A 13480-nucleotide genomic window follows, 5' to 3' on the forward strand; every position below is an offset into this window, starting at 1 on the left:
GCCGTCGAGCGGCCGTTCTGGTTGGCGTCGACGAACAGCAGGATCTTGCCGAAATCCTTGTCGTTCTTGTCCAGCAGGCCGTCGCCGTTGGTGTCCCAGGTGCGCAGGCCTTCCAGGTCGCTGGTCGCGCCCGGCTTGTCCTGCACGAACGACAGTTCCGACAGCTGGTTGATCGCCCCGTCGCCGTTGCGGTCCACCGCCAGGAAGCCGTCGGTGGGACCCACCCAGCCGATCTGCGAGATCCCGCCGCCCGCCGTCCTGACCACGACCTCGGAGCTGTCGACCGCCGACAGGTTCAACCCGTCGCCGTCCAGGTCCAGAGCAATCGGATGGCGTAGTCGTAGTTGTAGGTGATGCTCTGGGTCCAGGCGATGTCGAGCTTGCGCAGGTCGATCGAGGTCCCGCCGGCCAGCACGTATTCGACCGTGTTGAAGCTCTCGTAGAGGACGGTGTTGGAGTAGCCGTCCATGGTCACGTACTTGACCCCGCCGCCGACGATCTGCATCCGGTCGGCGACCTGGCTGGCCGTCAGCGCGGTGTTGGAGAGGTCGCGCGCGCCGACGTAAAGGTCGTTGCCGACCACCTCGTAGATCAAGTCCTTGGCCTCAATGGTAGCGCCGAACACGATGGTGTCGTCGCCGCCGGTGTCGTAGATGGTATCGACATTGGCGACTACGGCGCCGTTGGCGTCGCGAGCTCGATCGTAGGCGAACTGGTCGTCGCCGCCAGACGTGTAGATTACGTCGTTGCCCCAGCCGGCGACGATGACATTGCCCTTAGTCTCCATCTGGCCGGAGGCGGCGCCGTAGATCGTATCGTTGCCGCTGTAGCCGAAGATCAGGTCGGCGCGGTTGCTGCCGCCATAGAGGCTGGGATTGGCGTTGTCATCGCCGGCCATCGCGTATTCGATCGCGGCGACGTCCAGTTGCCCCGCGCCATTCATGTCCACGGACTTGAGCTTGTTGTTGCCCTGGATCGGATAGGCGCCCGTGAAAGCCACCATCCGGATGACGTCGCCCGTCCCACGTATGCCGATATCAAGCCATCCGCTGGCGCCACCGGCGGCGCCGATCCACAGGTCGTCGACGGTGATGTCCCCGCCGAAGCTGAAGGTGTTCCAGCCAAGGTTATCCTCGTAGACGGTGTCGGAGCCGTCGCCGCGGTTTAGGATGTAGGTGTCGGCGCCGGCGCCGCCCTGCAAGACATCGTTGCCCTTGCCGCCGATGAACGTCTGATCGCCGTCGCCGGCCGTCATCGAATCCGCGAAATTCGATCCGACCACCCCCTCGACGCCGATATAGGCTTGGCTGGAAGCCAAGCCCCCGGACCCATAACCGGTGACCACGCCGCTGGCCGTATAACCGCCGAGGTTCAGCGTGATCCCCCCGGTGGCGGCGGAGTAATCAACGAAGTCCTTGCCCTCGCCGCCGACGAAGACGTCGGCGCCCGTGGTCGCGATAAGCCAGTCGTCGCCGGCCCCGCCCTCCAGCCAATTGTCGCCGCCATCGTAGCCCTTGAGCTGGTCGGCGGCCTTGGAACCCCTTACCGCTTCGAAGCCGGAGAAGACGTCACCCTCGGCGTCGCCACCGAACGCTTCGCCGGTCGAGAGATCGACATAGACCCCCGCCGAAGACCCGACGTAGCTCAGCCAGTCATAGCCGCCGCCGCCTTCCATGACATCCGCGCCAACGCCGCCTTCAATTGTATCGTTGCCGTCGCGCCCCCAAAGCTGGTCGGTGCCGACCAAGCCCTTGAGCACATTGTCGCCCGTCGTGCCGTAAAGGCGATCGCCATAGTCCGAGCCGGTGGCGTTCTCGATGCTCAGCAGGCCCTCGTTGGTCACCCAGGCGCCGGTGACGGCGTTGGTGATCACGGCCATGCGGCTGATCGGGTTGCCGGCCGTGGCGTCGGGATGACCGTTCCATTCAGGTGGACGGTAGTCGAGATCGAAGGCCACGCCGAAACCTAGGCGCTCAGCACTGATCGTATCCTTGCCGTTCGGATCGCTGTTGGGATCAGCATAGCCGCCCCAGAACCAATTAAAGGTGGCGTCCTCGGCGATTAGGAAGGTGTCATCGCCGTCGCCGCCCTGCAGTACCTCCGAGCCCACGAAATCGGCCAGGATATCGTCGCCGGCCCCGCCATCGAGGCTGTCAGTCCCCTGCCCGCCCGAGAGGTAGTCGTCGCCAGCCCCGCCGATCAGCGCGTCGTCGCCATCACGCCCGATCAAGGTGTCGTTGCCGTCACCGCCGTCGAGGTAGTCGTTGCCGCTACGGCCATCCAGCCAGTCCCAACCACTGCGGCCGTACAGATAGTCGCCGCCCGCGCCGCCGACAAAGATGTCGTCGCCGCCGTCACCCGTCGTCCAGTACGAGGTGTCGATCCATTCGTAGGCATCCCAGTCGTTCCAGCGGTAGTAGCCGTCCTCGACATAGACCGAGTGGGTGTCGTCGATGGTCACTCCGCCCGTCGCCAGGCGCTGGTCGACGAAATCATTTCCCGACGTCGTCGCGCCCGGGTCGGTCAGCGTGTAGCCGACCTTGGTCATGACATCGATGCTGACGATTTCGCCTTTGGCGTTCCAGTCGGAGATCGCCGCGTTGGCCACCCGCGAGGTCGGCTGGGTGAAGAAGCCGAAGGGCGCCTCGGCGCCGGTCGCCACCAAGCGCAGCACCATCCGTCGGTAGGCCGTGCCAGGCGGTGCGGTCACTGTGCCACCGATGGTGTTGTAGTTGGCCAGATCCCCTTGCCACGAACCGCCTTCCAGGCCCTGACCGTTCATATAGGTCGAGCCCAGGTGGTTCATATTGGCGTCGTAGAACTCGACGTACATCTGGGCCAGGCCTCGATGGTTGGCGGCCTTGACCGACGCCTCGTAGGTGACGCCCGCGATCGAGACCATCAGCGCCGAGCGCACATCAATTACCGAGCCCGCCGCTGGCGTGCCGGGCATATGCGTCCAGAACACGTCGTTGCCGCTGCCCGACCAGTCAGCGTTCAGATTCACGCCGCGCTGCGGATTGGCCACCTGCCAAGTCGCCATGTCCCAGCCCTGCAGGCCGTTGTCGAAGCGAGCGTTGAGGATGTCGTTGTCGCCTGGGCCGTCCTTGGCCTGCGGCAAGAGCGAGAATAGGCCGTCGCTGTTGGCGCTACGGGCCTGGATCTCGGCCCCGACGCCAGTCGCATGAATGCGAACGTTCTCGTAGGTTGTGCCGTGGCCCTTCAGGTCGAAGCTGTCGAGGAACCCGCGCAGACCGCCGTAGAAGTCGGAGTTGGACCATTTATCGAGGCCGAGCTCGCCCACGCGCTGGAGGGTCGCCTGCCAAGAGGCCACGAAAAAGGTAGGCGATGATTTAGCAATGATGGAATCAATAATATTCTTGTTTTCGTTGTACGCAGTGACATCCGCCGTTGTTAGCGGGGTATCAAGTTTAGAAAATACCTTTTCAATCAGCGAAGTGTTTTGATCGTAGTAGGTACGCTCGGCATCGGTAAGGCTGTTCCAGCCCTTCTTAAGCTCGGCGTCGATGAGGCCACGATACTGGAGGTAGGTTCGATAGTCGTTGCCGGTCTGGATCTCCCCCAGAAGAGAGGTGATGTCCGAGACAGTTGATCGAGCGATGGCCCGCTTTGCGAACAGGTCGCCACCAACGATCTTGGTGTTCTTGATGGCGACGAGAGTACCGTACTCGACCGCTTGATCGGCCGAGGCGAAGTTGGTCTGGACGCCGTTGATCTTAACGTAGATCTGACTGCCCGAATGGCCATAGCGCTGGTCGGTCGCTAACCCGTTCAGGTTCGAGACGTACGCGATCTGTTGGTTATTGGCGATGTTGCCGATGAGGCCGTTGAGCGTATCGCGAGCCGCCGTGGCCATCGATGTGGCGAGGTCGCGGTTGCCGTTGTTGGCGGTAGTGACCGCTCCGAGTTGATATTGGGCGTAAGGCACCTGCAGCACGGTTTCGGCGCTTGCAGATGGTGTTTTCGGTTTCTTCTTACCGAAAAGGTTGCCTATCAACGCCCCCAAGACAAAGCCGACCAACGCACCAACGCCAGGCGCGATGAAGTTCGCCGCCATCCAGCTACTGCCGAATATGGATGCGCCGAGCGACGTCCCGGCTGTGCCGATCGACAGGCCGACCGATGATAGCGCCCATCCCCCTACGGCGCTGCCTAGCGAGGACAAAATGCCTGCGGCCTGAGTGCGCGGCTGGACGATCATCGCGCCTAGCTTCGCCCCAAGGAAACTCGCGACGGCCGCGACCGCGAAGGCGCCGGCTCCGCCGCTCAACTCACCGCCGGTGACCTTTGGCGTGTTCCAGACAGATCCAGCCTTGAAGCCGTTAAAGGCGGCGTCAACACCCCCGTAGTAGATGTTGCTAACAACCGTGTTGACGACAGAGCCGGTCATCGTGCTGAACACGTCGCCAAGCGTGCCATTGAGATTCAACGCTTGGCGCAACTCGCTGGTCAGCGTCGAGCTGACAAAACCAATGCCTGCACTCGACAGCGCCGTGGTCAGCCCTTTTGCGGTGAAGGTTTTCTGCACGCCAATGCTCACGGCCGACACCGCGCCAGCTCCGGCGTTCAGCGCCAACTGTCGACCGACCTGCAGGCCCACCTGGCCAAAAACGGCTCCGGATACTCCGGCGACGATCGCATTGCCGCCTCCCAGCATCGTACCAATTTGCGAGCCTATCGTCTGCCCCAGCACCCCCCAGCGAGCCGCGTCGTCCAGCAGCTTTCCTACTTTCTGCGCAACGACAGCGACATTGTCTTCCCGGTCGGCCGATATGGCTTTCGCTCCCGCGGCGACATGCGCTTTCGCGGCAGCCGCTCCGCCTATAGTGCCGCCTGAGGCACTTGCTGAAGTCCCCATGACAGATTTGATCGCTAGCGCGGTATCCGAAAGAGCCGCCTCAACATTATCGGCGGTCCAGCCGCCGAAAAATCTTTTCTTCTGGATGACACCCGCGCTTCTCAGCAAATCGATCTCGACCTGAGACAAAACAGGATTTTCTTGCAGATATCTATCAACCGCGATCGCGAATTTATCTTTTATCTGCCCCGGGAGGCCACTTAGATAAAGGTCCTTATGCACTACAGACGCAGTTCTCTCGCTGTATCCGAGCGCGCTTGAAACCAATTTTGAGAAACTAAGCCCATAAGCGTATGCAGTCTGCGACTCATACGTATTAAGAATATTGGTGAAATAATCGACTATTTGTGCCGCCGAGCCATGAGGAATACTGCTGTACGGCACATCAAACGAATGACCGGCATTATCCTTCGCGCCATGCCGCAATTCATGGCCGATCATTTCGGCAACAGCAGCCATAAACGCGGACTTGTCATTAGCGTAGCCCGACTGAATTTCCGTGAGCCATTTGTCTTCCGGAATCGCCGTCGCAATCATTCGATTGCCGGAGGCGGTATCCATCCAGCGTTGCGTCTTCCCACCCGTTCGAATCTTTGCGTTTTCGCTGTATGCGAAATACCAAATATCAGATACCGGACTCACAGATTCCGGATTGAAGCTCGTATCAAATATTATACCAACAGCGCTAGGATCTGCCCTTGCTGCATTTAGTATGCGAAGAACCATGCTAGGAATGTCATCGTTACTAAATCCTAGAAAATGGACATTTACCTGCCGCGTTACACCATTTTGCGTGAAATCCACAGCCGCAGTAATTGTTGTGTACGATGTAGCTGTAGAGCCAAACGTAATTCGAGACCACGCTCCGCCAGGCGCGTTTGCCTGCGTCAATGTAGATTTAGGATAAGGAAGGGAAGTGGCCGGAGCGCTGCTGCTCGAAACATTTGCCGCCATAATTACCCCTCACCCTTCATGCAGCTTTCAACCAGCCACCTGCCCTGCACCGAAATTCGCGGATCAGACGAGCGCTGAAGGCCCAGGACGTCATCGCGATCAAAGCCCAAACTGAGCATCGATGATTGGAATTCATTCGGCCTGACCAAGCAAACCGCAGTCAGGTTAGCGACGGCGTTTTCGGCAGACCGATCCGCCCCACCCCACCGAAGCTCCTGCGGCTCCTTGCCGCTTCCCCGCCAGAGGGTATTCGGCGCAACTTTAATGTAACTTGAAAACGGCCCCTTAATTCCAAAAAGTATTTCGAATGCCAAATATTGACGACCATAGTCGTAATTAAAATCACCCTCCGCCGACCTAGCCAAAACCCTATACAAACCGATCGCCAGCGCATTCCGGGCACAATCTTCAAAACTATGAGTACTTATACTTTTTTCGCGCACCGCCACAGCAAGACGACTATTGATACTACCGAGCCCAATAATCACCCGACTGACCGTTGGATCGCCTTCCGATTCCAGCTTTTCAGGTGACGTCACGATCCGGTTCAAATCCGCGAGGATCGCCCCGATTTCAGCGTTTGCAGATGGACGTTCACAAGCATCCCCTGCAATCGCGCGCGCGCCGCCAAAACATATGCCAATGCAGAAAGCCAACGCAGCGCTCGTGACCTTTGCATGACGACGTACGCGCCCCATCACAGACAGAGGTGAAAGCATCAGAACACCATCGCAGTTATGCACATTCGCTGCTCCCCCTCCCTGCCTCGCTGATGGTCTTCGCCACTGGCGACCAGAGAAGTCGATCACTCGCTTTTTGCCCGTCACGATCTCGACCGATGCGGCTCATTTCAGCCGACAGCAAAGCTCGGCAACCGTCAATGCTTAGTTGTAATTTCCAAGCCCGCACACGCACAGGGAACACCAGGCAGCGCTTTTCATCGACGATTGCGTCGGGCGAGATGTACGGCCCGCCACAACACCGATCTGTGGCGGGCTACGCGCCGATCGATGGACTTTCCTCGGGGCCTTTGGCCGCGCGGCGGTGCCTGGCCTTGGGACTACAGCCGCGTTGCGGCCGTCCTGGCCAAGCTTTAGCCCCACAGATCCTCGATCACCCCATCCACGCCGGGGAGGAGCAGAACTCACAGTCCGGATCGCGGGAGCGGCGGCGCCTAACGCGGCTCAGAGGCGCTCGCCAGTGGTCAGCCTGAACGCGCGGGACCCTCGCGCGGTGTCGGGTCCTGCGCCCATCACGCGCGATCAGGCGCGCTCGGCCCTGCCTTCCCGCCAACCTGGCCTAGAGCCCGTGTGAGCCGTCGCAGCAAATGATGATCAGGGAACTTGGCCGCCCGTCTGGCGGCTTTGTCATCATGGCCCGGTTTCTCAAGCGCAACGGATTGACCCTGGTGCTGATGGCGATGTTCGCCGCCAGTCTGGTCGGTCAGTGGCTGACGGGATGGCGTGTGGCGCTCGAGGATCTGCGGCGCCATGGCGAGCCTGGGATCGGACTGATCAGCTATCTATCCGACCCGGCTTTCGTCTCGGCAGTCTTCGAGAACTGGGAGAGCGAGTTTCTGCAGATGGCCGTCTATGTCATTCTGACGGCCTATCTCGTCCAGCGTGGATCATCGGAATCCAAGGACCCCGACGCCCCAGAGCGCGACCTCCTGCCCAGCACCGATCCAGACGCCCCGTCGCTGGCCCGACGCGTAGGGCTCTTGCCTTGGCTCTACGCCCACTCGCTTGGTCTAGTCTTGACCGGCCTGTTCCTGGCCGCCTTCGTATTGCACTGGACGTTCAGCGCCCAGCACGCTGCACAGGAGGCGGCCGAGCACGGTCAGGTCGCCAAAGGCGTCCTGGCCTATCTCGCCGACCCGCAGCTTTGGTTCGAATCCTTCCAGAACTGGCAAAGCGAGTTCCTGTCCACCGCCGTGCTCGTGGTGTTGTCGATTGTCCTGCGCCAAAAGAACTCGCCCGAGTCCAAGCCGGTCGCTACGCCGGACAGCAAAACGGGCGCCTGAGCGCGCTTAAATCCCGCCTGTCGCAACCGAAGCTTTGCTTTGACGTTGTCGTGCCGGATGGGCTGCTGCATGCAAGGACGGCCCGACTCTCGACCTCGCCTTGCCGGATCGCCGCCCGTTCATGAGCTTCAACGTCTCCAAAATCCTGGCGGGTGGCGAAGTGGCCAAGCTGCTTGAGACAGATGGGGACGTGGCGGGATTGGGCCGACCCTCGACATGGCTCCAAGCCTTGCGCCAGCAGGTCGATGTGGTGCTGGGCGCGGCGTTTCCGATGTTCCTCGTCTGGGGGCCCGAGCGGATCCTCATCTATAACGACGCCTATCGTCCCATTCTCGGCGACAAGCACCCGGCGGCGCTGGGCCAGCCCTTCTGGACGGTGTGGCCGGAGGTGCGCGCCGCCATCGAGCCGATCATCGAGGCGGCTTTCAGCGGCGCAGCCGCGTTCTACGAGGATCTGCCGGTCACACTTCACCGACGCGACCAGGCCGAACCGGCGTGCTTCACCTTTTCCTACAGCCCGATACCGATCGCGGACGAAGTTCCCGGCGTGCTGTGCGTATGCGTCGAGACGACGTCGGCCGCGCAGGAACGCGCCCGCCGCGAGGAGAGCGAGCGCACCTTGCTTTTCCTGGATCGCCTGACCCAGGCCACCTCGGCCTTGCCGACGGCCGAAGCGGTGATGATGCGCGCGGCCCAGATGATCGGCGAGCACATGGGCGTGGCGATCTGCGCCTATGCCGACATGGATGCCGACCAGGACGGTTTCACCATCCGCGGCGATTGGGCCGCGGCCGGCTCGACCTCGATCGTCGGTCGCTATCGGCTGGCCGACTTTGGCAAGATGGCGGTGGAGAACCTCTCGCGCGGCTTGCCGCTGGTCATCAACGACAATCTCGCGGAAATCGCCGCCCATGAGGCGGCCACCTTCCAGGCTATCGGCATCGGCGCGACCATATGCATGCCCCTGGTGCGCAATGGCGCCCTTCGAGCGCTGATGGCGGTTCATCACAAGGGTCCCCATTTCTGGACCGATCGGGAGCTGGCCCTGGTGCGCGAGGTGACCGAGCGTTCATGGGCCTTCGTGGAGCGGGTCGCGTCTCAGGCGGAGCTGGCCGACAGCGAGGCCGAGCTGCGCCGGATCACCGATGCTGCGCCGCTGTTGATCGCCTATGTCGATCGCGACGAGCGCTACCGTTTCATCAATCGTGGCTACGAGGCCTGGTTTGGACAGCCGCGCGAAGCATTGCAGGGCCAGCGTGTGGAGGCGGTGCTGGGCGCGGCCTATGACCGGGTCAAACCGTACCTGCGCGCGGCGTTGGCCGGGGAACGGGTGAGGTTCGAAAGCCGCGTCGACTATCCCGCCAGCGGACCGCGCGACGTGCAGGTCGACTATATCCCGCGGCGCGGCGCCGACGAGGGCGTGGTCGGGCTTTATGCGGTGATTTCCGACGTCACCGAACGCTTCGAGGCCGAACGGGCGCTTTTGCAGAGTGAGACGCGCCTGCGACTGGCCACCGAGTTTGGCGAGGTGGGGTTGTGGGACGTCGATAACGGCGATGGGGCGCTCTATTGGGACGACCGTGTCCGGGCGCTATTTGGCTACTCGCCCGGCGTGCCGGTCACCTTGAACGACTTCTACCGCGGGCTCCACCCCGATGACCTGGAGCCGACAGCCAGGGCCTATGCGGCCGCCTGTGATCCGCTGGCCCGGCACCTCTACGATGTCGAATATCGCACCATCGGCGCGGAGGACGGAATCGAACGCTGGGTGGCCGCCAAGGGGCGCGGGGTGTTCGACGCCGGCGGTCGGTGCCTGCGCGTTGTCGGCACGGCCATCGACATCACCGCCCGCAAGCACGCCGAGGCCGCGCGCGATCTGCTGATGCGCGAGGTCGATCATCGGGCTCGAAACGCCCTGGCCATCATCCAGTCGATCGTGCGCCTGACCGATGCGGCCGACCCCGCCGAGTTCCGCCAGGCCATCCACGGGCGCATCGAGGCCATGGCGCGGGCTCAGTCGGCGCTCGCCAGGACCCAATGGCGCGGCGGAACAATTGGCCAGGTGGTTCGCGAGGAGCTGGCCGCCGCGATCAGCGCGGGCGCCCGGGTGCGCCTTTCCGGCGGCGAGATCGCCCTGCCCGCCGACCAGCTCCAGCCCCTGAGCATGATCCTCCACGAGCTGGCCACCAACGCCACCAAGTATGGAGCGCTGTCGGTGCGCGGGGGCCGCCTGGAGGTCAGTTGGGCCAGCGAGCGACAGGGCTGGTCGCTGGCCTGGGAGGAGCGCGAGGGTCCTTCCGTGACTGCGCCGTCGCGCTCGGGCTTCGGCTCGCGGCTAATGGCCAGCCTGGCGCGCCAGGTCGAAGGCCAGATCGTTTTCGACTGGAATCACGACGGGTTGTCGGTGCGCTTGCGCGCGAGCGCTCCAGCCTGACGGATCGCGCCTAAAACTGCGTTTGGCGTCGGGTGGGAAACCCGGCGATCCGCGCGGACCCATCGTTTGATGGTTGCCGGAACAGCCGGATGGACGGGTGGTTAAGACCGCGTCCTTCCCCCATCCGGAACATCGACCATGGCCGTCACGGCGAAGACCAAAGCCAAGCAGAAATCCGCGCGCGCCGCGACCAAGGCGCAGGCCGCCCCCAAGGCGCGAGGCCAGGACGCCATCGCCTTGCTGGAGGCCGATCATCGCCAGGTCGAGGAGTATTTCGAGGCCTATGAAGGCCTCACCGACGCGGCCGACAAGAAAGCTCTGGCCGACAAGATCTGCCTGGCCCTGAAGGTCCACACCCAGATCGAGGAAGAGTTCTTCTATCCGCCGGCCCGCGAGGCGACGGGCGACGGCGACCTGATCGACGAAGCCGTCGTCGAGCACATGGGCGCCAAGACCCTGATCGCCCAGATCGAGGCGGGAGCGCCCGGACAGCCGCTCTACGACGCCAAGGTCAAGGTGCTCGGCGAACAGGTCCGTCACCATGTCGAGGAAGAGGAAAGCGAGCTCTTTCCCGAGGTGCGCGCTACCGACCTGGATCTTGTCGCGCTCGGCGCCAAGCTGTCGGCCCGCAAGGCCGAACTGATGGCCCAGCTCGCCCCGCCCGCCGCCTAAGGCCTGCTGGCCAGTCCCAAACGCCAAGGCCGTTCGGCCCGCTCAGAACCGTCAGGATCTTCTCATGCCCACCAAGTCCAAGCCTTCGGCCGCCAAGCGCCCGATTGACACGCCCGACACCACGCTCGGCGTTGAGACCCTCGTGGCGCCAGGCGCAGAGCTGCACCAGCAGGCGGCCGACGAGGCGACGCAGCTGACTACCAATCAAGGCGTGCCGATCGGCGATAACCAGAACTCGCTGAAGGCCGGCGCGCGCGGTCCGGTGCTGCTGCAGGACTTCATCCTGCGCGAGAAGATCATGCATTTCGACCACGAGCGTATTCCCGAGCGCGTGGTGCATGCCCGCGGCTCGGCCGCCCACGGCTTTTTCGAATGCCTGGAGGACCTGTCGGAGATCACCACCGCCGACTTCCTCCAGCGGCCCGGCGAGCGCATCCCCGTCTTCACCCGCTTCTCGACCGTGGCCGGCAACAAGGGCTCGATGGACCTGGCCCGCGACGTCCGTGGCTTCGCCGTCAAGTTCTACACTCAGCAAGGCAACTTCGATCTCGTCGGCAACAACATCCCGGTGTTCTTCATCCAGGACGCCATCAAGTTTCCCGACTTGATCCATGCGGCCAAGCAGGATCCCGATCGCGAGTTCCCCCAGGCCCAGACCGCTCACGACACCTTCTGGGACTACATCTCGCTGACGCCCGAGAGCCTGCACATGGTGATGTGGATCATGTCGGACCGCACCATCCCGCGTTCCTATCGAATGATGGAGGGGTTTGGCGTCCACACCTTCCGGCTGGTCAACGCCGCGGGCCAAAGCACCTTCGTCAAGTTCCACTGGCGGCCCAAGCTCAATGCCCAGTCGGTCGTTTGGGATGAGGCCCTGAAGATCAATGGCGCTGATCCGGACTTCCACCGCCGAGACCTGTGGGAAGCCATCGACAGCGGTGATTTTCCCGAGTGGGAATTCTGCCTGCAGACCTTCAGCCAGGAAGAGGCCGACGCCCTGCCCTTCGACGTGCTGGACGCCACCAAGCTCATCCCCGAGGAGGTGATCCCGCTACGGGTCGTCGGCCGCATGGTTCTGGATCGCAACCCCGACAACTTCTTCGCCGAGACCGAGCAGGTCGCCTACTGCGCCTCGCATGTGGTCCCGGGCATCGATTTCACCAATGATCCGCTGCTGCAGGGGCGATTGTTCTCCTACCAGGACACCCAGCTCAAGCGCCTGGGCTCGGCCAACTTCCACCAGATCCCGATCAATCAGCCGCGCTGTCCTTTCCACAATCTGCAACGCGACGGCCACATGCAGATGGGCGTGCCCAAGGGCCAGGTGAACTATGAGCCTTCCAGCCTGGGCGAGGATATCAAGCGCGAGAGCCAGGCCAGCGGCTATCGCACCTTCCCAAATCTGGAGACCGGTGAGCAACTGCGCGTCCGCCCCGAGACCTTCGCCGACCACTACAGCCAGGCGCGCCTGTTCTTTCTGAGCCAAACCCAGCCCGAGCGCGATCACATCGTCGCTGCGCTGATCTTCGAGCTCTCCAAGTGCAATGTCGCGCGGGTGCGTGCGGCGATGCTGTCGCGCCTGGTCAATATCGACGAGAGCCTGGCGGCGCGGGTCGCCGCGGGACTTGGAGTCAAGGAGCCGATCGTTCCGGCCCCCGCCCCGGTTCCGGCCCAGGACCTGGAGCCCTCGCCGGCGCTCAGCATCCTGGCCAAGGCCGCTCCGGGCCTGATGGGCCGCAAGGTCGGCGCCCTGGTCACCGACGGTGTCGACGACGCTGTGCTGGACGCGCTGAAAGCGGCGGTCGAAGACGCCGGCGCGAAGCTGGCCATCATCGCTCCGACGATTACTGGGGTCACAAGCGCCGGCGGCCAGTTGATCCCCGCGGACTTCCGCGTCGATGGCGGGCCCTCGGTGCTGTTCGACGCCGTGGCCGTCCTGCCTTCGGACGAAAGCGGCGCGGCTCTGGCGCTGGAAGCCGCGGCGGTCAATTTCGTGCGCGACGCCTTTGGCCACCTTAAGGTCATCGCCTATCTGCCTGCGGCCGCGCCGCTCTTCGTCAAGGGCGGCCTCTCCGACGCCAATCCCGACGCGGACGGCGGCTTGATCAACCTGCCGACTAAGGCCGTGGGCGACTTCATCGTCGCGGCGCAGGCCGGCAGGATCTGGGCGCGTGAGCCCCTGGTGCGCAAGGTCTACTAGAGACCCGGCATCGCCGCTGAAGGCCAAGTCAGGCGGGAGGCTTGATCTTAAGGTCCGCGCCTCTCTCTTGGGCGGCAAAGCGTCGGCGCTGCAGCTCAAGACGCAGCTGTCTTAGACGGCCCTTCGCCCCGCCGGTCGCCGGGCCGCACGGGCGCTTGCGCCTGGGCAACGGCGTCGAGGCGCCCACCGTCAGGTAGTCATTGGACGCGCCCGGCCGCCGACGGCTTTGCCCTTGGCCCTCAGCCATCGGCCAAGCCCAGGTCGGCTCGAAATCCGCGCCAGTCACGGAAAGAGCGAGAACGAGCCCCACGCCTC

The 13480-nt window shown here is 63.1% G+C and carries 7 protein-coding genes; 4 read left to right on the top strand and 3 right to left on the bottom strand.

Annotation, left to right across the window (positions count from 1 at the left end):
- The 3 genes from AC07NS_RS09275 to AC07NS_RS09285 all read right to left on the bottom strand — a co-directional run.
- A partial coding sequence (locus AC07NS_RS09275) for an SPM autocatalytic domain-containing protein (protein WP_494602846.1) occupies positions 1-299 on the bottom strand: 299 nt, incomplete at its 3' end.
- Complete coding sequence (locus AC07NS_RS09280; protein WP_494602847.1) at positions 296-5440, bottom strand: hypothetical protein; 5145 nt, start codon at positions 5438-5440, stop codon at positions 296-298. The genes AC07NS_RS09280 and AC07NS_RS09275, both read right to left, overlap by 4 nt.
- 395 nt (positions 5441-5835) lie before the next feature.
- On the bottom strand, positions 5836-6660 hold the full coding sequence (locus tag AC07NS_RS09285; RefSeq protein ID WP_494602848.1) for a hypothetical protein: 825 nt from the start codon (positions 6658-6660) through the stop codon (positions 5836-5838).
- Between the two features lie 503 nt (positions 6661-7163).
- On the opposite strand from AC07NS_RS09285, the gene AC07NS_RS09290 reads away from it, so the two are divergent.
- The 4 genes from AC07NS_RS09290 (at position 7164) to AC07NS_RS09305 (ending at position 13165) form a co-directional block, all read left to right on the top strand.
- The gene (locus AC07NS_RS09290; protein WP_494602849.1) at positions 7164-7856 is read left to right on the top strand and encodes a DUF6766 family protein; all 693 of its coding nucleotides are present in this window, start codon (positions 7164-7166) and stop codon (positions 7854-7856) included.
- Between the two features lie 121 nt (positions 7857-7977).
- Positions 7978-10290, top strand: a complete 2313-nt coding sequence (locus tag AC07NS_RS09295) for a PAS domain-containing protein (RefSeq protein ID WP_494602850.1) — start codon at positions 7978-7980, stop codon at positions 10288-10290.
- Positions 10291-10428: 138 nt separating this feature from the next.
- Complete coding sequence (locus AC07NS_RS09300; protein WP_494602851.1) at positions 10429-10962, top strand: hemerythrin domain-containing protein; 534 nt, start codon at positions 10429-10431, stop codon at positions 10960-10962.
- Between the two features lie 64 nt (positions 10963-11026).
- Complete coding sequence (locus AC07NS_RS09305; protein WP_494602852.1) at positions 11027-13165, top strand: catalase; 2139 nt, start codon at positions 11027-11029, stop codon at positions 13163-13165.
- Positions 13166-13480 lie beyond the last annotated feature (315 nt).

The organism is Caulobacter sp. GW821-FHT10A10, from assembly GCF_059415745.1.

Coding starts and splice junctions, on each gene's coding strand:
- AC07NS_RS09280 (WP_494602847.1), bottom strand. CDS start 5,440: ATGGATACCGCCTCCGGCAATCGAATGATTGCGACGGCGATTCCGGAA.
- AC07NS_RS09305 (WP_494602852.1), top strand. CDS start 11,027: ATGCCCACCAAGTCCAAGCCTTCGGCCGCCAAGCGCCCGATTGACACG.
- AC07NS_RS09295 (WP_494602850.1), top strand. CDS start 7,978: ATGAGCTTCAACGTCTCCAAAATCCTGGCGGGTGGCGAAGTGGCCAAG.
- AC07NS_RS09300 (WP_494602851.1), top strand. CDS start 10,429: ATGGCCGTCACGGCGAAGACCAAAGCCAAGCAGAAATCCGCGCGCGCC.
- AC07NS_RS09290 (WP_494602849.1), top strand. CDS start 7,164: ATGATCAGGGAACTTGGCCGCCCGTCTGGCGGCTTTGTCATCATGGCC.